The following is a 23,333-nucleotide window of genomic DNA, read 5'->3' on the forward strand; positions in this document are numbered from 1 at the left end:
TTTAAAGTTTAATCTTAATACCTACCGAAAAAGTTTTACTTAACGGATATGGATCTGAATTACTTGACATACTGGTTACTCCGCTACCCAATAATTCAGGATCAAGCCCTGGCCAGTTTGTAATTGTCAATACGTTGGTTGCTGCCAAAAAAACAGAAGCGTTAGCAATATTAAAACGGTTCAGAAATCCTTTTGGTAGTTGATACGATAAGTTTATGTTCTTCATACGTAGATACGATGCATCAAATACAAAACGATCTGATTGCGCAAAGTTGTAATATCCATAACTTGAATTGATTAACTGAGCATATCGCGCACCTGTATTGTCTGGAGTCCAGGTGTTACCATATAATTCTCTGTTTACGCTCATGCCAACACTACCACCTGAGTCTGTTAATAGATTATTCCATAAAGCCTCAACTCCTTTAGAGAATTGCAGTAAAAATGACAGCGATACATTTTTATAAGCAAAGGTATTAGACCAACCACCAAAATAATCAGGTTCAGGGTTCGTAAGCACTACTGCATCTTCACTTGTTATACGTCCATCTCCATTGATATCTTCCATTAAGTAATCGCCAACACCAGTGCTAAATTCCTGATAATTATTGAAGCCAGCTTCAATGGCCTTCATATTTAGTTCGTCGATGACAGATTGTTCCTGTATGATTTCCTTAACCTTATAGCCACGAAGTGTTCCTGCGGGTTGCCCTTCAATAAAAGAATCCTGCATGTAAGGGCTGATAGATGCATTGTTAAGCTTTTCGATATTATTGCGATTAAAAGAAATGTTAAGATTACTGTTCCATGTAAAATTGCTGTTTCGGATTATATCGCCACCCAAGGAAAATTCCATTCCTTTATTACTCATGTCTATAACGTTTGCATAATAAGTTGTTAAACCTGACTCTAATATGTGTGGTGCTGGCGCCAATGCTCCATCGGTATAGCGATAATATGCATCCATACTACCATACAATCGGTTTGCAAAGAATGAAAAATCAAGACCTGCATTATACTCGGTTGTTAGCTCCCATTTGACACCTTCGTTAGGCAGCAAATCTTTAATACGAACAGATAATTCATCGCCATAATAGTCAGAACTGCTACGTGTAAAATATTGTTTGTATGAGAAGTCGGCCACATTAGTTGACCCTGTTTTACCTGCACTTATTCTAAATTTAAGATCATCAATTTGTCCCACATCTTTTAGGAAGGACTCATTATTTATGCGCCAACCTAGCGACAAAGCAGGAAAGTAACCCCATCGGTTTTCTGGACCAAACTTAGATGATTCATCGGCACGCATCGCAGCCTCAACCAAATAACGGTGGTCGAAATTATAGCTTAATCGTCCGTAAATAGAGTTTAAACCACTCTTGTTGTTGCCATCAGTAAAGTACGTTAATTCACGAGCTGAACCTGCGTTATTCATATGCTCGTCATTTGGAAAGCCTTGGAATGATGAGCTCTGATACTTTGAGTACATGCGATCGGCTCCATACCCTGCCATAGCCGCAAAGTCATGTTTGTTTATTTTACGTTTATAATCAAAGCGGAAGTTAACAGCTGAGGTACTTGATGAACTTGTACTCGCATCTAAAGACGATAAAGCAGGTAAACCATAAGTAATGTCTTTACTCACTAACGGTGAAAAATAATTGTTTTCAAAATGATAGTTCGAAAGATTGATATCTGCATGAAAAGCAAAATGTTCCGTGAAGTCATAGTCCAAATAGGCATTCCCTAAGAACTGTTGGCTCTCAAATAAAGATTCCTTTTCTCTTGCTGCGACAGGGTTCGCTAAATCATTTTGCATGCCATAATACATCATAGAGGCATCAATGCGATTATAGTCGCCGCGCTCATTGTAAACAGGTACATCAGGTCGTACCATATACGGTTTTATAGGGTTGGTCATGTAACTTTGTTCAGTGGCACTATTACGCTCTGAAACCGAATAACTCATCATGGCTCCAAGTGTTAATTTGTCCGAAATATCACTGTCTAATGACAGGCGCGCACCATAGCGATCAAGCTTATCGTTGATGAACAAACCTTCTTGATTCATGCCATTAAAGGATGCTGAATATTTAGAGCTTTTTGTTCCGCCCCGAAAGGCAATGTTGTACTGATGGGTAGGTGCATTTTTGTTTTGCACTTCTTTAACCCAATTTGTTGTTTTGGTACCGAAAGCATCTTCTCGTAAGCCATCATAAGTAACCATCCATGTATTCCAGTCCATGCTAACGTGACCAAGGCTATTTAATACAAAAGGATCTGCGTAACTGCGAAAATCATTAATGGCCTTTACTGTACTACTAAGTATCATGTCTTGCAGATTCTTAAATTCATCCGTATTTAGCGGATCAAACTGGTTGATAGGGTTACCTATGGAGAATGTATAACCAGCTTCAATATCTACTTTATCGCCTTTGAAACCACTTTTTGTGGTTACAATAATCACACCGTTGGCTCCACGTGATCCATAGATAGCTGTAGCGGCTGCATCTTTTAATACGTCAATGGACTTTATGTCGTTGGGAGAAAGCGCTAATAAGGGATTAATCGCATTGGATTCCACAAACATTGGGATGCCATCAATAACAAATAATGGGATATTATTGGCTTGACCAGAAGTCATGTTAGGGTAGGGTGTTGTAATACCTCGGATATTAATTGATGGTGTAGCACCTGGTTCACCACTGTTTTGTGTCATTAGTACGCCTTTCATTGTTCCGCCTAACATGTTGTCGACAGTAGTACTGGTGGTTGCCAGCCTTTCCATTTCTTCTTTATCCATAGAAACGATTGAACTGGTGAGACTCTTTTTATCTTTGCTACCAAAGCCAATGATAACTACTTCATCAAGACCAGATGTTGAAGCTACTAGCGTGATGTGAATAACGCTTCTCCCATCAATGGCAATCTCTTGAGTTTCGAAACCAAGGCTGGATACTTCCAAGATGATATTTTCTTGCACATCAAATTGTAGGTTGTAGTTTCCATTTACATCTGAAACGGTACCAATACTAGTGCCTTTAATACGGACTGCTGCAAAAGGTAATGGTGAGTTCTCATTATCTTTAATAGTTCCTGTAATACTTCTTTTTTCCTGTTGAAGAGTTACAAATTCTATTATCTTTTCTTTTACACTTAAAGGAGTAATTACAATGTAGTTGTCAATTAACTCGTAGGTTAATCCTATTTCTGTTGTTATTTCTTTCAATAAGTTTTCTAATTCGAATTCAGCACTTTCAATAGTAACATAACTGTTTAGATCAATTTCATCATTACTCAAAACGGTAACGATACCAGTCTGCTTGCGAATTTCCTTAAATAGTTGTTTGTAAGTGACATTACTTTCACCAATCACTACTTTCTGGGCAAGTCCTGTAGCCGATACTTGCAATAAAACTGCGAACAGAAGAATAAAACTAATTCTCATAATTAATAACAGTTTACGTGGCATACTAAGCTTTGGCAAAAGCGTAGTCCACTTCCAATTTTTTTTCATAATTTTGTAGTTTACATTTAGACTTAGGGCAATGTGTCTTAATTTATTACCCTGGGATTTATAATTACAGACCAGAATGTGTTTGCAGCACATTCTGGTTTTATATTTGTTCCTTCACCAAAACAGTACGGCCGTTTACTATAATTTTTACGTTAGTGGTTTTTTCAATTAGTGACATAAAAAACTCAAAATCATTATTTTTATCAATTATACCTGTGAATCGCTTTTGCGAAACGCCATCGTTAGCAAAGAAGAAGTCTACTTTGTACCAACGAGCCAGTTTTTTAGCCAATTCATTAAGCGGCATGTTTTCAAAAATCAATTCACCACCAGTCCAGGCTGTATATAGTTCGGTGTCCACTTTTTTAACAGCGACTACTGAAGAATGGGGGGTAACCTCCGCTTGTTCTCCAGGCTTAAGCAATGTTTGTTTGCCGTTGATGTTAATTCCTACCTTGCCATCTACAAGTGTGACCTGTTCTATTTTGTCATCGCTATAACTCATCACATTAAACTCTGTTCCATATACTTTTACGGTGGAGTAGTCCGTATGCACAAGGAAGGGGCTGGAGACAATATGAGCAACATCAAAAAAGCCTTCACCTTTAATAAATACCTCTCGTTTGTTTCCAATGAAATTGACTGGATATCTTAATTCACTACCTGCATTTAACCAAACAATGGTCCCATCACTCAATCTCAGGTTGTATTCACCTCCATAAGGGATTTTAATGGTGTTATAGATCAACTCATTTGTTCCAACATCTATATATTCTAAAGTGCTTAACGAATCCTTTCCTACCACTTGTCCGTTCTCTTTAAAAACGATGTCAGAATCATTGACGTCTAACGCTATGGTACTACCGTCACTAAGAAATAAAGTGGCTTTTCTAACGCCTGGAAGTATTTCATTATGCGCTGTCGTTTTAGTTTGTGATGTGTTGTTTAAATAAAAAATACTTAAGCCTAAAATAAGGGGAAGGGTAATGGCCGCGGCATATTTAAGAATTGAATTAAATCGTTTCTTTACTGCAATGGAGTAATAAATTTGTTTCCACGACTTTTCTATTTCAGAATTATCTAATTCTTGTCTTTCAGCTTCAATCTTTTCGCAGAATAGGTCAAAGTAAAGTTTGTTCTGATCACTTGTTTTGAGCCATTGATTGAATTGTTTTAACTCATCGACAGAGGCAGTATCTTTATATACTTTCCAAAGGGTTTTTGATTCTATTTCAATTTTCACAGGCATATATGTTCCGTCTTTTATGCCTTTATGACCTTCAAACAATTTAATGGGGTGACAGAAAAATGAATTTTCTTAACGTTTAGATAAATAATTTGTCCCGAAGGGCTGCTTTTGCTCTTTTTAAATGTGTTTTAACGGTATTAGGAGATATACTTAAGTCCTCTGCAATTTCAGGAACTGTTAGGTCGTAGAAGTATTTAGCTTTAAAAACTCGCTTCATCTCTTTAGGCAAGGCTTCTAAGACTGCTTTTATTTGTTTAATCAATTCTGGGTCATAATCAATCGCATCGTCATGTAATTCTAGGTAGTTATTAACGATAAACACCTTGTGTTTATCTCTCACGTTAAGATGGTTTATGTAGTGCAAGCATTTGTTTTTTACAGCTGTATAAAGGTAGGATTTTAAATTTTTAATTTTGAGCTGGGAATGATTTTCCCATAAATAGATGAAGACATCTTGAACTAAATCTTTAGTTACTTCTTTGTCGAAAACATAACCTGATGCAAATTGAACTAAACTATTAAAATATTCAGAAAACAGAGACTTATAAGCTTTTAGATCTCCTTCTTCAATCAATTTTATTATTTCACTATTTGTATAGTTCAAACCGTTGTAAATTTATATTTATTCAATTATAACAATTTTAATAAAAAAAGCCTAAGTATATAATGAAAAATAAATGACACACTACCAGCTGGTTAGACGTGATAAGTTTGGAAAATATCAATGTCGAGAGTAAAAGTAGGGAATTTGCATCAACATTAGATGTTCATTATGAAGGTAAAGGTAACGTCTTAAGATTAAAACTTAAGATAATTTCTTTAACAACTCTGTACTAAAAACAGGGTAGCTTACACATTACCATGCCCGACATACCAAAAAAACCGCCCGTTTTGTGAGACTCTATACTAATCAAATCTTTAACCGAAGTGTTTTTCTGATTTAAGAATTTATTAATTTAGGTAATATCTATACAGTAATCATAGTTTTAATTTAGTTCTCTAATTGATGATGAATTATAATTTTTATCACACTTCTTTAAAATTTTTTGCTAAAAAAGGGATACTCCTTCAACTATTCTACTTTGTTAAACCGCTCAATCATTTGGCGATGGAAAATGAAACTGGATGGTAAATACGCGGGAATAGAATTATTTTATATTGAAATAATGAGGAATTTATTTCCCGCAGGGAAGCACAAGTCATTATGATTTCATATCTGAAATTGGCAATAGTTATAGGAATAATATTTTTGTCTTCACAAGGGATATTGAAGAACCTACAATAGCAATATTGTCAGCATTGTTTCGAGTCCTTCAAAAGTTTTGATTTGTATATCCAGACCAAAAGAACCCAACGCCTGCAGTATGCTTATTTAGTTGTTCACTACGTTGAAAGTCATAATATTAAGTCGGCTGTTGTCGAGCTGTTTTTTTTAAATGCCTTTCAATCAAAAAGAGTTTATAGTAATTGTATAACAAAATTGAGGTGGAGTTGTACAACTTTAAGTGAAATTCTATCCCGAATACGGATTTTTTATCCCAAAAACTTTTTTATTCTCTAGCATATAAATCTTGAGTAATATGTTTGCTGAAGTTTTAGATAATTTCATTTTTAATTTAAAATTGTATAGATAAATGAATGTTTCAATTTTATTAAGACAGCTTCTAGTTATTACGAGTTTATTTCTCGTAGTATCATGTAATGTAAGCGATGGCAATACTACTTTTCCAAAGAAAGTAACCGTTAAGGGCGATAAGTTTATTGATGAACACGGACGTCAAGTTATTTTGAACGGAATAAATGTGGGGAGTAAAAATAAAGCAGATAATTACCTTTACAAAGGTGGGCCTGAGCTTTATAAGCTACTAAAAGAACAGGGTTTTAATAGCATTCGATTTATTATCATTTGGGATGGATTGGAGCCTGAGCCAGGAGTGTATAATGAAGCTTATTTAGAAGAGATCGATCAACGGATTGAATGGGCAACAGCCAACAATCTGTTTGTTGTTTTGGACATGCACCAAGATTTATTCAGTGTTAACTATTCGGACGGTGCTCCCGAATGGGCAACTATAACCGACGGTAAAAAGCATACTACCGGAGCCATCTGGAGCGATGCATATATGCTAAGTGAAGCGGTTCAAACTGCCTTTGATAATTTCTGGAATAACACACCGGCTGTTGATGGCATTGGTATTCAAGATCATTATGCGAAACTATGGAAGCATATTGCCAAACGCTATGCTAATAATCCAACTGTAATTGGTTATGACATAATGAATGAACCATTCGCCGGGTCAACAGCGCAAATGGCTATGCCAGCCATGCTTAAAGCATACGGTGAGTTAGTGTATAAAACGCAGGGTAAAATCATGTCTGAATTCGAGTTGTTAATGACATGGGCTGATGAGAGTAATCGGACAAAAGCGCTTGATTTATTATCAACTGAAGAAAACTACTCATATGTTATTGATACCTTGTATGAGCTAAATAAAGAATTTGAAACCACGCATTTACAGGCGATGTACCAAAGAGTAGCTGATGCAATTAGAGAAGTAGATCAAAATTCAATTTTATTCCTGGAACATAGTTATTACAGTAATATGGGTGTGCCTTGTAGCATTGAGCGGGTGAAGCTTAAGAACGGGCAAGCAGATCCATTGGTTGCATATGCACCTCATGGTTATGACTTAGTAACAGACACCAAAGATGCAGCAGGGGCAAACTCTGAACGTGTAAAGTTTATTTATAATCGAATTAAGGAAAAAGGTGAACAATTAAAAATGCCTGTGTGGTTGGGCGAATGGGGTGCTTACTATAGTCATGGTGACGCCATTGTACCGGTTGCACAGTATGCAATTAGTCTAATTGAAAAGCACAAATTTGGACAAGCTTATTGGTCTTATGGTCAGGGAGCTGAAAATAATGGATATTTCAAAGGCGCATTATTACGTCCTTATCCAGCCTATACTAATGGCAAATTATTGTCCTACGGTTATAATCACGATACATCTGTCTTTGAAATGGCCTGGGAGGGAAGTCTCAAAACGAAAGAGTCCACCATGGTTTTTATCCCCGATGTAAATCGACTTAATAAAAGGGAGTTGCCAATGGAATCTAAGCTTGAGCTTTTAGAGGGAACAAGGCATGCTTGGTTACACATTAAGCCAATAGAAATGGGTGTTAAAAGAAAACTGATTTTAAAATTTCTGCAATAGTCAATTTAAAAATCAGATAATGACGATCAAAATTTAATTAATATTAAGAAGCCGTTTTACCACCAGAGACAAATTTTGTATTTTAAATGCACTAAGTGTTCAACCGAATTTGGTTCCTTAAAAAACGTACGGTTAAGAAATAAAGTTGAGAAGGTGATGGTTTTTCCATCACCTTTTTTTAACGCACGAGGTTTTATTTGTTAAAGTAAAGTTTAATTTTGTTTGTAAATAGTGCAAACACTACTAACCTTTAATAAATGCAAGTACATCTCTTTCTAGCTAAACCATTTGAGTTATTAGACTCTTATAAAGACAGGTTGTTTTTTGTGCTGTTTTTAACCACTTACTTAATTTTATTCTTAACTATTTATAGGCCGTATAATCTTGAAGATTGGTATATTTTTTCCAGTGTAAATCAAACACTGGCACTAATATTTTTAGGTGCTATTGGTGGCGTTTATTATGCGTTTTCACAATTGTTTATGCGAAGAGTTATTAGGTTTACGGTGTTTACAATTAAGCATTTTGCGCTGTGGACTTTAGTCGAAATTTTATTACTCACCTTATTGCTCACGATTATTTATGATGATGTAATGGGTTTCTGGACGAATGTTTTTGAGTATTTATCAAATTTGAAGTATATCTTTATTACCCTTGTATTGCCCTATAGTTTTGCCCTTTCTATTATATCATTGTTTAAATCGCGTACCGAAGTAATTGAACTGAGAAGACATTTCAAACCGGATGAATTAGAGAATACTTTAATCAAATTTATGGATGAGAATGCAAATGTAAAAGTGACTATTCTCTCACGTGATGTACTTTACTTAGTTTCCACAGATAACTATGTTGATATTTATTATTTAGCAGATGGGCAGGTTCGGAAAGAGCTTATTCGTAACTCCTTAAAGAAACTCGAAATGTTTCTGCAAGGACAATCCATAAAACGCTGCCATCGCTCTTACATGATTAATGTTGACAATATTGCAATGATAAAGAAGACTGGTCAAAAATTACAGGTGAAACTTAATCATATTACGGATTTTTTACCCATTTCAAAGTCATATACTGAGCAATTTAAATCCTATTTGAGTTAAGTTGTTTTTATGTCCTTGAAATGGCCTTTGAAATGCCTGTCTAAATGTTTACGCATGGCATTTCTAAACTTATTCGGAGTGCCGTTTTTGAGAATCTGAACCAAATCTTTATGCGATATCCATTTAGAGTCGTGCTCAGGGCTTTTAATCATTTCTGAATCATATACGTACCTGAAGGCGGGTAATAATATGGATTGAAAATCCATCAGCGTTTGATTGCCACTTATTTCATATAATTTTCCATGGAAAGCAATTTCATGATCGATATCGAATAAAACTTCCTTTGCTGAAGTTGGTTCCTCTTTAACTATGGCTTCTAGTTCTTCAATATCTTTTGGTTTAGCTCTGCGAAAGATTAAATCACTCATCCCAATTTCCATGACAAGACGCAATTCAAAAATGTCTTTTAAAGTGGCATGATCAAGAATACTTGGGATTAAACTTTTTTGTAAAAGAAATAGGAGGTTCGGGCTTTTAATAATTGAGCCTTTACGTTTACTTGTCTCAATTAGTCCTATGGTTTTAAGTCGATTAAGCGCCTCGCGTATAACTGTTCGTGATACGCCAAGCATTTTTGTTAATTCCATTTCTTTAGGAATTAAATCACCTGGAGTTAATTTTTGTGAGATTAGTAATTCTATTAAGGTGGACTCAACCTTATCAACAAGACTACTGGAGTCAACTGAGCTAATATTTAAGTCCTGTGATTTATCTGATATTGACATGGTTGTAATTTAGATGATATATGTACAAAAATGTTAAAAAAATTTGGATTAAAAAAATTTTCTCATAAATTTGATGCGTCTTATGTATGACATAATGCAATATTAAATTATTTTTTATGAAACAAAAATCTACAAAAAGAAGGATTGGTTTAATCCTCCTGCTTCCTTGGTTAATCGGAAGTGGTTTGTTCGCGCAAAGCCTTATCACAGGTGTAGTTAGAGATATCGATGGGGAGCTTATACCCGGCGTGTCGGTGTATGTGAAAAGTACTACAAACGGTACGATTACTGATATTGATGGTAATTATCAAATTCAGGCAAAAGAAGGCGAAACCTTAGTTTTTTCGTTTATTGGATTTACTACGCAGGAAATATTAGTTGGAATACAACAGCAAATTGATGTTGTATTGTCTGATGAACTAAAAAGATTGGGAGAGGTGGTTGTTACTGGTTATACAACACAATCCAGAGCTGAAATGACAACTTCGATTGCCAAGTTGGATACAAAAGTACTTGAAAGTGCGCCTCGCTCCAATGCTGCAACAGCATTACAAGGTACTATTGCTGGCTTGCAGGTGACTCAAACAACTGGTCAGCCTGGTTCTACACCTTCTATGGTACTTCGTGGAGGAACCAGTTTTGATGGTTCGGGTACACCTCTGATTTTAATCGATGGTGTTCCCGGTTCATTTTATGCACTCAATTCTGATGATATTGAGTCTATGGAAGTATTGAAGGATGCGGCTTCAACTGCGGTGTATGGTGCACGAGCAGCAAATGGGGTCATCATAGTGACCACTAAAAAGGGAAAATCTGGAAAAACAAATGTGACATTTAGATCGAAATTCACCACAAATAAACGTCGTGAGGACCCAATGGAATATCTGGGGGCAGCTGACTATGTGAAGTTTAATCGACTTGGGGTTAGAGCTGCTCAGGATGTAATGGGTTATGCATGGCTCGATCAGTTTTTAACAGGTGGACATGCTGCTGCAACAGGTAACAATGCAACGAACTCTATTTATACGACCATGTATTTGTCGGATGCCAACAAGCACCTTTTAAATTATGATGGTTGGCAAACAATGGAAGACCCGATTGATCCTTCTAGTACACTGATTTTTCAGGAAAATCAGATGAATGAATTGTTTTACCAGGAGAGTCATGCTCAGGATTATAGCCTAGCACTTGATGGAGGTAACGACAAAGGAACCTATTACTTGGGTTTAGGTATGCTCGATGATAAAGGATTGGTTTTTGGATCCGCGTTTAAACGTTATTCGGGAACTTTCAATGCCTCGTATCAACTGTTTGATAACTTTAAGGTGACATCAAATATTATTTATGCGCACTCCAATCAAACGTTGCCTTACGATAATGAATATAACTTGTTTCAACGTACCGCTGGTTTAGCACCTACATCTCGTATTTATAATAATAACCCTGATGGTTCATTGTCTGATGAGTATCAACCTGGTACTTATTTAGGTTTTGGTAATCCACTCTATTATCAGGATAAGTTTGTTCGTTCAAATTTAGAACAACGCTTGACCGCATCTATTCAATTGGATTATAAATTTTTAAATGATTTCACGTTATCTGTTCGTGGTAGCCATTTTACTATCAATAATTCGAATGAATCCTTTAATAAAGCCTATTTAAGTTCAGGTAGATTAAATACGGATAGAAAATCGTCTGCTTCTCATGATCGATTAATGCGGAATCAGATAACCACGATGATTAAGTATAGGAAGCAATTTAATGACGTACACAATGTCAATGCCTTAGTTGGTCATGAGTATTTCCAAGAGAATGACTTCAATTTTAGTGCTGCTACACGCCTTTCACCTACCGACTTGATATATACAATGAATGTAGGTTCCGAGGCTTCTGGTATTCCTTATTCATATCGAACTGGGTACGAGATTGCTTCTGTCTTTGGTCAGGTTAACTATGACTATGATTATAAGTATTTATTGGGTTTAACCTTCCGTCGTGACGGTACATCACGCTTAGGAAACAATCAATATGATTTCTTTCCTGGAGTATCCATAGGTTGGAATGCACACAATGAGGAATTTTATAAAGATTCAAAATTAAGCTCGATAGTTAGTAGTTTAAAACCTCGCTTGAGTTATGGTGTTAATGGTAATATCGATATCTTATCTAATTTTGGAGTTTTTGGTACTTATGCAACTACATCTGTTTATGATACACAAGCAGGATATGTGAACAATAGGCTGCCATTGCTTGATTTGAAATGGGAGAGAGCTACTACATTAAATATGGGATTAGACGTTGGTTTCCTTAATAATCGCATCACATTAATGGCTGATTATTTTATACGTGATGTGAAAGATAAGTTAGCTGGCCTTACCTTACCATTGTGGACAGGTTTTTCATCTATTACCACGAATAATGGAACATTAAGAAATAAAGGTTTTGAACTACAGTTAAATGCTGACATCATCAAAAATAATGATTTAACATGGAACATGGGTGTTATTTATTATTCGGTAAGAAACTATGCTAAATCACTACCTGCTAATGGGGTTGATAAAAATCGACAAGGTGGTACTGAAATTTATGATCCTGCAACAGGGGGCACCAAATATGTCGGTGGACTTCAGGAAGGAGAACGTGTGGGTTATGATTTAATTACGGCCTATGTTTTTGATGGTGTTTACCAAACACAGGCGGATATTGATGCGCATGCCGGACGTATTGTCGAATTTGCTCACCGTAAAGATACACGTTTCTTAGGAGATACCCGTTGGAAAGATATAAACGGTGATGGTGTAATTAATACGCTTGATAGGGTAGAAATTGGTCGTACTACTCCTGATTTTACCGGAGGTATTATGTCTGATTTATCTTATAAAAACTTCAATCTATTTGTGAAAACGGACTTTGCTGTTGGTCATCATATTATAAATGGCCGAAGAGTGAAAGGTATTGCGCAGACACAAGGTAACCAAAATGGACCTCTAGAAATTCGTGATTCTTGGACGCCAGACAACCCTACTTCTAATGTACCTATTTTTACTTTAGTGGATAGACAAAGAAACCACCTTGCAGGAGGAGGAGACCAAGGTTCTCTAAGTAATAGTAGTTCACGTATGTGGGAAAAAGGAGACTATTTTGCGATAAGAGAAGTTACGCTGAGTTATAACCTTAAAGGGGCCATTGCTAATGATGTATTCAAGAATATAAGGGTTTATGTTACCGGCGCTAACCTGGCTTATTTTAATAAATTCACAGGAAGTTCTCCAGAAGTCGCTAGTGGAGGTATTGATACTGGCCGATTCCCATTGCCACGGACATATACCTTAGGTTTAAACGTTACCTTTTAATAATTAAACAATACGAAAGATGAAAAAAATAAGATATATCATATTGTTTCTGGCTGTTAGTTTGCTCGGCTCATGTGAGCTTGATATGCAGCCCGAAAGTGAATTAACCTATAATGGGTTTTGGGATACCGAAGAGGCTGCCAAAGCTGCGCATGTAGGAATATTTTCGAAGTATAGAGATTATGCTTCAACACAATGGCAAATGGGTGAATTACGTTCCGATGTTTGGGGTGGTAATACCATTGAGTCGCCTTTTGGACAGGAGTTAATTGATAATAATATCAGTACCACTATTGTACACTTTGGTAATTGGGCCAATTTTTATGGCTTGATGCATTACATTAATGATTTTATTAAGAATGCTCCTGGTGTTCCTTTCGGTGATGAAGCGGATCGAAATCATATGCTTGGTCAGGTATATGGCGTGCGTGCACAAATCTATTATACAATGGTAAGGGCATGGGGAGATGTGCCAATAACAACAGAGCCACTTCTTGAGGTTGATTTGGAAAAACTAAAAAAGCCACGTTCACCTAAGACTGAAGTTATGGATCAAATTAAAGATGATTTGGCCATGTCGTTGCAGTACTTTGGCAACGATGATAGTAAATGGAATGGTAAAAACGTATATTGGTCAAAAGCAGCAACTCTGGTGCTAAAAGGCGATGTTTACCTGTGGTCAGGTAAAGTTCTAGGTGGAGGTGCTTCTGATTTTACTGAGGCTAAATCGGCCTTATCACAAGTTAGCGGACATGATTTAGTAAGCTATTCGGAATTATGGGGAGAAGCAAATGAGTTTAATAATGAATTTATTTTTGCCATTGATTACCAACAAGATCAAGGCGGTAATTTCTATGGTAATTTTACAGGAAGAATGGTTGACGTGGCCAGTTTATATGATGAAACCGGTGAGTCATTAGCCGATTTTGTTGTTAATGGAGCAAGTCGTTTTGGGCCTACTGATAAAACTTCTCTTATTATAGAAGATTTAGATGATATGAGAAGGAATACGTTTTTGCATATGTATGATAATGGAGCAAATCACATTCCTTATGTACCTAATAACCCTAGTTATAAAGGGGCAATTCTTAATAAGTTTCTAGGTATTATAGGAGACGATGGATCTCGATTTAATTACAATAATGTACCTGTTTATCGTTATGCCGATGTTTTGCTATTGCTAGCTGAAGCCAAAAATAATTTAACTGAAGATCCTTCTGTAGAGATAAATTTGGTTAGAGAGCGTGCTTATGGTGAGAACTTTGTTGGGCATGAATATACCAATGCCTCACAGGCAGAAAATGCTAAGGCTATACTTGATGAGAGGTATAAGGAGTTCATTGGCGAAGGAAAACGTTGGTGGGATTTAGTAAGAGCTGGTGAAACTTTTATTTTTGATGAAGTACCATCAATGGATCAATCGGAAGCTTACAAAATTTACTATTCTATTTCAGAAAGTATGTTGGCTAACGATGAAATGCTTAAACAAACCGAAGGGTATAATTAATTTAGAATAGAATATTATTTAATAAGTCATTCGGCCTGATTTTTCAGGTCGAATGACTCCTTTTTTAATAATAAATTACTTTTATGCGTGTATTTCATTTTATCCCATTAGTATTGCTGCTTGGTTTAGTGTCTTGTAATTCAGTAACGAAGGAGCAAGCGAGTTCAATAAATACGGACTTAGTTGTAGTTTCAGCTATAAATGTTCCTGTTCTAGTAGAGAAAGAGAGTAACGACATTATACTTCTTCAGTTTAATGTTCTTGATGCCCCCATTGAGTTATCAGCCATAAATGTACACTTAACAAATGATACTCAAAGTACGGAACTGTCAAAGTTGCAAGTGAACTATTTGGGAAAAGATGATGTCAAAGAATTATTCGGAGAGAGTAGCATAAAAGGCATAGAGAATACTATTACAGGTTCAAAAAAATTAAGTAAAGGCTTACATCATTTTAAACTGGCCTTAAATGTTAATAGTTCTATAGATATAACAAAGTTAATTTCCATAGTAAATTTAGAATTTAAGTTTAGTAATGGTGAAACTTATCGCCCATTTTTAGAAGAAAATAGTTTGAGTTGGCGCATTGGAAATGTAGTACGTGCAGCCAATCAGGATAACTGCCATACCTATCGGATTCCGGGATTGGTTACAACTAATGAAGGCACTTTAATTGCGGTTTACGACAACCGATACAATAATAGTAAAGATTTACAAGAAGATATTGATGTGGGCATGAGCCGAAGTGTTGACGGAGGTCAGACTTGGGAGCCCATGAAAGTAATTATGGATATGGGCGAATGGGGTGGACAGCCTCAGCAGCTAAATGGCATTGGTGACCCTTGTGTTTTATACGATCATCATACCCATACTATTTGGGTAGCGGCTTTATGGTTAAACGGATCGACACCAGATAAGATGGCTTGGTGGGATTCAAAACCGGGAATGAAACCCAGCGAAACAGGGCAGTTTGTTATTTCAAAAAGTACAGATGATGGTCTTACATGGTCTGAGCCAATAAATATAACAGATCAAATTAAAGATCCGGCATGGCAGTTATTGCTTCAGGGGCCAGGTAGAGGAATAACGTTGGAGGATGGAACACTGGTGTTTCCAGCACAGTTTAAAGCAGATATTGGTAGCAAAGCGCTTGATGGCGGACCATACACCTGTCATTCTACCATTGTTTATAGTAAAGATCAGGGCAATACATGGCAAATTGGAACTGGAGCTAAAGATAATACCACCGAAGCACAAGTGGCCACTCTATCAGATGGTAGCTTGATGCTGAATATGCGCGATGACCGCAATAGAAAAGATAAGAGTGAAACCAATGGGCGCGCTATTGCTGTGACCAAAGATTTTGGTAAGACATGGGAAATGCATGTGAGCTCAAACTCTGTTCTGCAGGAATCAAATTGCATGGCAAGCCTTATAAGTGCAGAAATAGAAGTAAATGGAGAAATGAAGCATGTTCTGTTTTTCTCTAACCCCAATAATAAACAGGCTCGAAAAAATATGACAATTAAGGCAAGTTTCGATAACGGAAAGACCTGGCCATATGAGTTAGAACTTAACGAAAATGATGGTTTTGGATACTCATGCCTGAGTATTGTTGATGAAAAAAATATTGGCATATTGTATGAGGGCGTTAGAGAGTTGTATTTTCAGAAGATTACCATTGATCAAATTATAACTAAAAAATAACAAAATCATGCTAGTGAACAAACTTATTATATGGGTTCTGATTTTTGCATCGACTTCGGTTTCAGCACAAAAATCAAATTCTATAGAGGCCGGAGTAATTGAAAATCAAGATTTATTTAACGCTTCTAAAAATGAACATGTGGCGTGTTATCGCATACCGGCACTGATAACAGCACCTAACGGCGATTTAGTTGCAGCAATAGATGAACGTGTACCATCGTGTGGTGATTTAAAATGGAGTAAGGACATAAATATTGTAGTGCGCCGCAGCTCAGATAATGGCTTAACCTGGAGTGAAATAGAAACGGTTGTTGATTTTCCCATTGGTCAATCAGCTTCTGATCCGTCCATGATTGTTGACGAGGTCAATGATGCCATATTTATGTTTTATAATTACATGGATCTGGATAAAGAAAAGGATGTGTATTATTTCCATGTGGTGAAAAGTACGGATAATGGTAAGTCATGGAGCGAACCGGAAGATATCACAGCACAAATAGCCCTACCAGAATGGAAGAATGATTTTAAGTTTATTACTTCTGGTAGAGGTATTCAAACCTCAAAAGGTGTTTTATTACATACCATTGTAAATCTCGAAAAAGGGGGGCATGTGTTCGGTTCTCATGATTATGGTCTTACATGGTTTGTTATCAATCAGGCTATTAAACCCTTTGATGAATCAAAGATAATTGAGCTTAACAATGGAGACTGGATGATTAATAGTCGAGTCAAAAGTATTGGACACCGTTATGTTCATATTTCTAAAGATGAAGGACTTACTTGGGTGAGTAAAGCAGATGAACAGTTGGTGGATCCGACTTGTAACGCAAGTATCATTCGTTATACATCAACCAAAGATGGCTATGACAAGGATCGCTTGTTGTTTTGTAACGCTAACCATAAAAAAAAGCGTAGTAATCTAACTGTGAAAATCAGTTATGATGAAGGAAAGACATGGAGCAAGGGAAAAACGATATATAAAGGTGGTTCTGCTTATTCTTCACTAGCAATTCTTGAAAATGGTGATATTGGTGTGTTTTTTGAGAAGGATGGGTATAAGGAAAACCCATTTGTTAGTTTCTCTTTAGATTGGTTAACAGATGGTAAAGATAAGTATAAAAAGCCTGTAAAGTAATTGAAAATGAATAAAGTAGTATTGGTTCTTATTGTTTCGTTTCTGTCGCTTTTGGGGCATGCGCAAATGCCCTATCCGTCTCTACTGCCAAGTCCACAGCAAGTGGAATGGAAAGATGGTAATACGCCATTTGATCAGGTTTCTTTGGCCGTCAATAAGAATAGTGATGTTATAGAACAATTAATTAATAGTTTGGGAAGTTCGATTGATGTAAATAGTTCTACTCAATTGAAGATTAATATGGTGGAGAAAATTGATAAGGCATCTGTTAATCCCAATGAGGCGTACCACTTATTAATTGAGAATAACAAAATACAAATTGAGGCTATTAGCGATCAAGGCGTGTTTTGGGCTTTTCAAACAATACGTCAGCTGATTGCTAAAGAAGGAGATGAGCTTTTTGTACAAAACTGCGATATCATTGATTGGCCTGCGTTTAAAGTGCGCGGTTTTATGCACGATGTTGGACGTGGTTTTATACCTGTTGATGAATTGAAAAAACAAATTGACTTGCTGTCGCAGTTTAAAGTTAATGTTTTCCATTGGCACCTTACCGAGGATATAGGCTGGCGTCTGGAGAGTAAGGTTTTTCCGGGCTTAACCGCTAAAGATAATTTTGAACGTTTGCACGGGCAATATTATACCATTGAGGAAGCTAAAGAGTTAGTTCAGTTTTGTATTGACCGTCATGTGTGGTTAATACCTGAAATTGATATGCCTGGGCATAGCGCTGCTTTTACTCGCGCTTTAGGTCATGATATGCAATCAAAGGAAGGTATGAGGCTTTTGAAACAGTTGATGGATGAGGTGTGTGAGGTTTTTGCCGATGTGCCTTATTTACATATTGGAACGGATGAAGTACGTTTCACTAATCGTGATTTTGTTCCCGAGATGGTTGATTATATTCGTGCTAAAGGTAAGAAGGTGATTAGTTGGAATCCTGGCTGAAACTATAAAACGGGTGAAATTGATATGATCCAAATGTGGAGTTCGAGAGGTAAACTGCATCCGGGTGTTCCGGCCATCGATTCCCGATTACATTACATCAATCACTTCGATACCTTCGCCGACATTGTGGCCTTATACCATAGTAATGTTGCTGGGGTAAGCGAAGGTAGTGATGATGTAGCAGGTTGTATTATTGCCGTATGGAACGATAGATATGTAGACGATGTAGATCAGATCACCGCTGAAAATGGGTTTTATCCGAGTATGCTCACGCTTGCCGAAAGCACATGGAGAGGTGGGCGTGAGAATTACTTTTATGAGCAAGGTTTAAAGATTGGTGCTGAGGGCAGTGATGATTTTAAATCGTTTAAAGATTTTGAGGATCGGATGCTTCATTTTAAGAAGGAAGTTTTTAAGGATGAGCCATTTGCTTATGTTCGTCAAACAAATGTGAAATGGCATATTACCGATCCATTTCCAAACAATGGTAACTTACTAAAAATATTCCCTCCGGAACAGGAATTGCAAAAGGTTTATAAACACAACGGAAAGACTTATAAAAGTTATGAAGCCATTGGGGCTGGTATCTATTTACGTCATGTATGGGGTACTTTAATTCCAGCTTTCTATGAAGATCCACAAACGAATCATACGGCTTATGCTTATACATGGGTATATTCACCTGTTCAACAGGATGCTGGAATATATGTTCGCTTTCAAAATTATGGCCGTTCTGAAAAAGACTTACCACCACCTCAGGGTAAATGGGATTATAAAGAAAGTCGTATTTGGCTCAATGATACTGAAATAATGCCTCCTGTATGGGAGAATACCCATAGTGAGCTATCAAATGAAGTGTCCTTGCGTAATGAAAACTGGGAAGGAAGACCACCTATTTCAATTACATTAAATAAAGGATGGAATAAGGTATTACTAAAAATGCCCGTTGGTAAGTTTAAGTCTGATGAGATTAGATTAGTTAAATGGATGTTTAACGCGGTGATAGTTACGCCTGAAGGGCGTGATGCTTTGGAGGATATAGTTTATTCACCTGATCGCTCACTTTAAGAATCATAAATATAAAAACAGTTGGGATGAGCAGAGGTAAAATGTTTTCACAAGTTCTATATGCAGTATTGCACATTATGATCTTGTGGATGTTTACCACTGAGGTAGTACTAGCTCAGAAGATAAAGGTGGCTTGTGTCGGCAATAGTGTCACTTATGGTTACAATATTGACAATCCGAAGCTTTATAGCTACCCCGCTCAGTTACAAAAATTATTGGGAGATGCCTTTGAGGTGGCTAACTTTGGGAAGAGTGGTGCCACCTTATTGCAAAAAGGGCATCGCCCGTATATGGAACAAAATGAGTTTAGGGAAGCAGTCAAATTCCAACCTGATATTTTAATTGTTTCCTTAGGTCTGAATGATACCGATCCTCGCAACTGGCCAAATTATCGAGATGAGTTTGTAACTGATTATATGGCTTTAATCGATAGTGTAAAAAAGTCAGATGGCACTCAGCCAGAATTGTATGTTGGTCGTATGACGCCAATATTTCATTGGCATCCACGCTTTAAATCGGGTACGCGTGATTGGTTTTGGCAGATTCAAGAAGCCATAGGACAAGTTGCATTCAACTGCAAGGCAAATATAATTGACTGGCATTCTCCTTTGCATGCACGTCCAAATTTGTTTCCCGACGCTTTACATCCAACTAAAGAAGGCGCGAGCATTATGGCTCGTTTGGCATATCAACACCTTACTGGTGATTTTGGTGGTTTGCAAATGGCATCAGTATTTGGCGACCATATGGTATTGCAACGTAATAAACCAATTCCAGTTTGGGGCAAAGCTAATGGGGCCGAGAAAATAAGCGTTGAATTCAATGGTGCAAAGGCTGAAGCTACAACTGGCACTGATGGCCGTTGGCATCTGGAATTACCCGCGATGAAGCATGGTGGCCCCTTTGAATTGAAGATCAATTCCACAAATGAAGAAATCGTTTTTGAAAACGTGATGATTGGCGAAGTGTGGCTGTGTGCCGGACAATCGAATATGGCCTTTAAATTAAGTGAATCAACTTTTGGTGCTGAAGAACTTAAAAATAAAATGCCTTCCCAATTGCGCTTAATGAATTTCAGGCAAAGTGCCTATACAAATGACATGGCTTGGGATAAGGCTATGCTCGATCATGTGAATAACTTAAATTACCTATCGGGTCAGTGGCACATGCCTAATACTGAAACGATAGCTGATTTTTCTGCTATTGCTTGGTATTTTGGTAAGGAATTAGAATCAGAACTGGATGTGGCCATTGGTTTAATTCAACTGGCAGTAGGTGGCTCTCCTGCTGAGTCTTGGGTTGATCGTAAAACGCTTGAGTTTAATCCTCACTTAGTGAATATGCTTTACGATTGGCAAAACAATGATCATACTATGTTATGGTGTCGTCAGCGGGCAATGATTAATATTAAAAAGTCAGATGACCCAATGCAACGCCATCCCTATCAACCAGCTTATTTATTTGAAGCAGGTATTGAGCAGATAGCAGGCTTTTCAATAAAGGGAGTGCTTTGGTATCAGGGCGAATCCAATGCGCATAATATTGAATTACATGAAGTTCTGTTTCCAACATTAATTCAATCGTGGCGTGACGTTTGGGAACAACCGAATCTACCCTTTTATTTTGCTCAACTCTCATCATTAAACCGTCCGAGTTGGCCTCATTTTAGAGATAGTCAACGTAGAATGGCAAATCAATTAGCGAATGTGTCAATGGTTGTTACAAGTGATTTAGGTAATGAAACAGATGTTCACCCAAAACAAAAGAAACAAGTTGGCGAGCGTTTTGCACATTTAGCACTTCATCAATTATATGGTACGGAAGCAACACCACAAGGCAATATTAAAATTGAAAAAGTCGAGAGCACAATAGATGAGTTACGCATATCATTTACGAATACGAATCGATTGAAAATATCAGAGGAGAATGAATTGCATGAGCTGGAGGTAGCTGGAGAGGATGGTTTATTCCATCCGGTCAGAGCCATTCTAAAAGGAAATCAGCTGATTGTTAAAACTAAAGGACAATTTATAAAAGCAGTACGCTATGCATGGAAACCATATTCGAGTGGCAATCTGGTGAATGAAGATGGTGTTCCAGTTTCTACTTTTCTTTTAGAACATCCTTTTAAAATATTATAAATATCAAAAAAAAACAAATCAATAGTTATGAAAAACAACAAGATACTGGTAGTAATGGTTTTGATGCTTATTTCTCAATGGTGTATTGTTGACTTACATGCTCAAAGCGATAGGTTTTCCACTTATTATCATCAACGGAAATCATTATTTGAAGAACTACCGAATACTAAAAATGAAATTATTTTTTTAGGTAATAGCATTACCGATGGAGGTGAGTGGATTGAGTTACTTAATAACAAAAAGGTAAGAAACAGGGGGATAAGTGGTGATGTAACGGATGGTGTATTGTATCGCTTGGATGAGGTTACTGAATCGAAACCAAAAAAAGTGTTTTTACTCATTGGAGTTAATGATTTAGCTCGAGGAACGAGCAGCGATACTATTGTAAGTAAAATTAAGCAGATTGCTTTGCAGATTGGAGTGAAATCACCAAATACCCAAGTGTATATCCAGAGTATACTGCCGGTTAATCCGGTGTTCAAGAAATTCAGTGGGCATTGCTCCAAAACCGAAGAGATAATTTCGATTAACAAAGGTTTAAAAATTTGGTGTCAAGGGCATAGTTCGCACTATATCGATTTATTTTCTCATTTTAAAAATGAGGATGATAACTTAATGCAAATAAAATATACAAATGATGGTTTGCATTTGACTGGGGCAGGGTATTTTCTCTGGGCAGATATTATTAAACCATATATTAAATAGTTAGGCAAAAAATAAAACTACGATACTCAACATTAAGATGATGGAAAAAATAAAAGGATTAATCGCAGCACCCTTTACCCCTATGGATAAAGATGGGTCAATTAAAGAATCAGTAATTAAAGACTATTATAGTTTTTTAAAAGCAAATGGCCTTGTTGGCGCTTTTTTAAATGGTAGTACAGGTGAGGGAGTTTCTTTATCTGTTGAAGAACGTAAGTTGACGGCTTCTTTATGGACAAATGAAGCGAAAAAAGATACTGATCCTTTAAAATTAATAAACCTCGTAGGAGGTACTTCTTATCAGCAGGCAATTCAGTTGGCACTTCACTCACAAGAAGTTGGAATGGATGCAATTGCTGTAATGGCACCGTTTTATTTCAAGCCTAATACTGCTGAGCAATTGGCCGAATTTGTGATGAAAATTGGAGCTTCTGTACCTGACATGCCGGTTTACTTTTATCACATACCAGTATTAACAGGTGTTGATGTTCCAATGATTGAGTTGATTAAGGCTTTACATGGAAAGATGCCGAATTTTGCTGGCGTTAAATATACTCATGAGGACTTTATGGATTTTCTTTCATGCCTTCACTTTGCCGATGGACAATATGATATGTTGTGGGGACGTGATGAAAACTTATTAGCAGCACTAGCGATTGGTGCCGAAGGAGGAGTTGGAAGTACCTTTAACTACGCAACACCGCTTTATCTTACGTTGATTGATGATTATAAAAAGGGAGATATAGTATCAGCACGTCAATTGCAACAACAATCAATTGATATGATTCGCCTCTTGGGTAAATATGGTGGAATCGGTACCGGTAAAGCCTTTATGAAATATGTGGGTATTGAGTGTGGGCAGTTTCGCTTACCAATTAAACCAATGACAGATAGTGCTTATGATGAATTTACTAAAGATGTTGATGCACTTAATATGAATGCCTTTTTTTCAAAAATAAAATAA

15 protein-coding genes are annotated in these 23,333 nt (G+C 36.8%); 11 read left to right on the plus strand and 4 right to left on the minus strand.

What is annotated here, in order from left to right; genetic code table 11:
- Position 1 precedes the first annotated feature (1 nt).
- From ACRD7B_RS03880 to ACRD7B_RS03890, 3 genes are all read right to left on the minus strand, one after another.
- Entirely contained in the window at positions 2 to 3,517 is a 3,516-nt protein-coding gene (locus ACRD7B_RS03880) for a SusC/RagA family TonB-linked outer membrane protein (protein ID WP_430823157.1), read from the minus strand.
- 100 nt (positions 3,518 to 3,617) lie between these two features.
- Positions 3,618 to 4,766, minus strand: a complete 1,149-nt coding sequence (locus ACRD7B_RS03885; protein ID WP_430823158.1) for a FecR family protein — start codon at positions 4,764 to 4,766, stop codon at positions 3,618 to 3,620.
- A gap of 76 nt (positions 4,767 to 4,842) precedes the next feature.
- On the minus strand, positions 4,843 to 5,370 hold the full coding sequence (locus tag ACRD7B_RS03890; protein ID WP_430823159.1) for an RNA polymerase sigma-70 factor: 528 nt from the start codon (positions 5,368 to 5,370) through the stop codon (positions 4,843 to 4,845).
- Between the two features lie 1,030 nt (positions 5,371 to 6,400).
- Between ACRD7B_RS03890 and ACRD7B_RS03895 the strand changes: the two genes are divergently transcribed.
- Both ACRD7B_RS03895 and ACRD7B_RS03900 read left to right on the plus strand, forming a co-directional pair.
- Positions 6,401 to 7,984, plus strand: a complete 1,584-nt coding sequence (locus ACRD7B_RS03895; RefSeq protein WP_430823160.1) for a cellulase family glycosylhydrolase — start codon at positions 6,401 to 6,403, stop codon at positions 7,982 to 7,984.
- Between the two features lie 257 nt (positions 7,985 to 8,241).
- Complete coding sequence (locus ACRD7B_RS03900; protein WP_430823161.1) at positions 8,242 to 9,081, plus strand: LytTR family transcriptional regulator DNA-binding domain-containing protein; 840 nt, start codon at positions 8,242 to 8,244, stop codon at positions 9,079 to 9,081.
- On the opposite strand, the gene ACRD7B_RS03905 is transcribed toward ACRD7B_RS03900, so the two are convergent.
- Positions 9,078 to 9,806, minus strand: coding sequence for a FadR/GntR family transcriptional regulator (locus tag ACRD7B_RS03905; RefSeq protein ID WP_430823162.1), 729 nt, complete (start codon positions 9,804 to 9,806; stop codon positions 9,078 to 9,080). The genes ACRD7B_RS03900 and ACRD7B_RS03905 overlap by 4 nt on opposite strands.
- 116 nt (positions 9,807 to 9,922) lie before the next feature.
- Here ACRD7B_RS03905 and ACRD7B_RS03910 point away from each other — a divergent pair, with 116 nt between their 5' ends.
- The 9 genes from ACRD7B_RS03910 to ACRD7B_RS03950 all read left to right on the plus strand — a co-directional run bounded on the left by ACRD7B_RS03910 (position 9,923) and on the right by ACRD7B_RS03950 (position 23,333).
- Positions 9,923 to 13,159 carry a SusC/RagA family TonB-linked outer membrane protein gene (locus ACRD7B_RS03910; protein WP_430823163.1) on the plus strand — a complete coding sequence of 1,079 codons (3,237 nt, stop codon included), beginning with the start codon at positions 9,923 to 9,925 and terminating at the stop codon, positions 13,157 to 13,159.
- 19 nt (positions 13,160 to 13,178) lie between these two features.
- On the plus strand, positions 13,179 to 14,666 hold the full coding sequence (locus tag ACRD7B_RS03915) for a RagB/SusD family nutrient uptake outer membrane protein (protein ID WP_430823164.1): 1,488 nt from the start codon (positions 13,179 to 13,181) through the stop codon (positions 14,664 to 14,666).
- A gap of 83 nt (positions 14,667 to 14,749) precedes the next feature.
- A complete protein-coding gene (locus tag ACRD7B_RS03920; protein ID WP_430823165.1) occupies positions 14,750 to 16,372 on the plus strand; it encodes an exo-alpha-sialidase in 1,623 nt (540 codons plus the stop codon).
- A 7-nt stretch (positions 16,373 to 16,379) separates the two neighbouring features.
- On the plus strand, positions 16,380 to 17,507 hold the full coding sequence (locus tag ACRD7B_RS03925; RefSeq protein WP_430823166.1) for a sialidase family protein: 1,128 nt from the start codon (positions 16,380 to 16,382) through the stop codon (positions 17,505 to 17,507).
- Positions 17,508 to 17,513: 6 nt separating this feature from the next.
- Positions 17,514 to 18,455: a family 20 glycosylhydrolase gene (locus ACRD7B_RS03930; RefSeq protein WP_430823167.1), complete on the plus strand. Its 942-nt coding sequence runs from the start codon at positions 17,514 to 17,516 to the stop codon at positions 18,453 to 18,455.
- Between the two features lie 24 nt (positions 18,456 to 18,479).
- Positions 18,480 to 19,523 carry a glycoside hydrolase family 20 protein gene (locus tag ACRD7B_RS03935; RefSeq protein ID WP_430823168.1) on the plus strand — a complete coding sequence of 348 codons (1,044 nt, stop codon included), beginning with the start codon at positions 18,480 to 18,482 and terminating at the stop codon, positions 19,521 to 19,523.
- Between the two features lie 26 nt (positions 19,524 to 19,549).
- Positions 19,550 to 21,664 carry a sialate O-acetylesterase gene (locus tag ACRD7B_RS03940; protein ID WP_430823169.1) on the plus strand — a complete coding sequence of 705 codons (2,115 nt, stop codon included), beginning with the start codon at positions 19,550 to 19,552 and terminating at the stop codon, positions 21,662 to 21,664.
- Positions 21,665 to 21,691: 27 nt separating this feature from the next.
- The gene (locus tag ACRD7B_RS03945) at positions 21,692 to 22,369 is read left to right on the plus strand and encodes a GDSL-type esterase/lipase family protein (RefSeq protein WP_430823170.1); all 678 of its coding nucleotides are present in this window, start codon (positions 21,692 to 21,694) and stop codon (positions 22,367 to 22,369) included.
- 40 nt (positions 22,370 to 22,409) lie between these two features.
- Positions 22,410 to 23,333, plus strand: coding sequence for a dihydrodipicolinate synthase family protein (locus ACRD7B_RS03950; protein ID WP_430823171.1), 924 nt, complete (start codon positions 22,410 to 22,412; stop codon positions 23,331 to 23,333).

The sequence above is a fragment of the Carboxylicivirga fragile genome, assembly GCF_050589805.1.
GTDB classification, from domain to species: domain Bacteria; phylum Bacteroidota; class Bacteroidia; order Bacteroidales; family Marinilabiliaceae; genus Carboxylicivirga; species Carboxylicivirga fragile.

Excerpts from the sequence above, each read along its gene's own strand:
- ACRD7B_RS03945 (WP_430823170.1), top strand. The coding sequence starts at position 21,692 with ATGAAAAACAACAAGATACTGGTAGTAATGGTTTTGATGCTTATTTCT.
- ACRD7B_RS03900 (WP_430823161.1), top strand. The coding sequence starts at position 8,242 with ATGCAAGTACATCTCTTTCTAGCTAAACCATTTGAGTTATTAGACTCT.
- ACRD7B_RS03920 (WP_430823165.1), top strand. The coding sequence starts at position 14,750 with ATGCGTGTATTTCATTTTATCCCATTAGTATTGCTGCTTGGTTTAGTG.
- ACRD7B_RS03880 (WP_430823157.1), bottom strand. The coding sequence starts at position 3,517 with ATGAAAAAAAATTGGAAGTGGACTACGCTTTTGCCAAAGCTTAGTATG.
- ACRD7B_RS03935 (WP_430823168.1), top strand. The coding sequence starts at position 18,480 with ATGATCCAAATGTGGAGTTCGAGAGGTAAACTGCATCCGGGTGTTCCG.
- ACRD7B_RS03905 (WP_430823162.1), bottom strand. The coding sequence starts at position 9,806 with ATGTCAATATCAGATAAATCACAGGACTTAAATATTAGCTCAGTTGAC.
- ACRD7B_RS03940 (WP_430823169.1), top strand. The coding sequence starts at position 19,550 with ATGAGCAGAGGTAAAATGTTTTCACAAGTTCTATATGCAGTATTGCAC.
- ACRD7B_RS03915 (WP_430823164.1), top strand. The coding sequence starts at position 13,179 with ATGAAAAAAATAAGATATATCATATTGTTTCTGGCTGTTAGTTTGCTC.
- ACRD7B_RS03925 (WP_430823166.1), top strand. The coding sequence starts at position 16,380 with ATGCTAGTGAACAAACTTATTATATGGGTTCTGATTTTTGCATCGACT.
- ACRD7B_RS03930 (WP_430823167.1), top strand. The coding sequence starts at position 17,514 with ATGAATAAAGTAGTATTGGTTCTTATTGTTTCGTTTCTGTCGCTTTTG.
- ACRD7B_RS03910 (WP_430823163.1), top strand. The coding sequence starts at position 9,923 with ATGAAACAAAAATCTACAAAAAGAAGGATTGGTTTAATCCTCCTGCTT.
- ACRD7B_RS03950 (WP_430823171.1), top strand. The coding sequence starts at position 22,410 with ATGGAAAAAATAAAAGGATTAATCGCAGCACCCTTTACCCCTATGGAT.
- ACRD7B_RS03895 (WP_430823160.1), top strand. The coding sequence starts at position 6,401 with ATGAATGTTTCAATTTTATTAAGACAGCTTCTAGTTATTACGAGTTTA.
- ACRD7B_RS03885 (WP_430823158.1), bottom strand. The coding sequence starts at position 4,766 with ATGCCTGTGAAAATTGAAATAGAATCAAAAACCCTTTGGAAAGTATAT.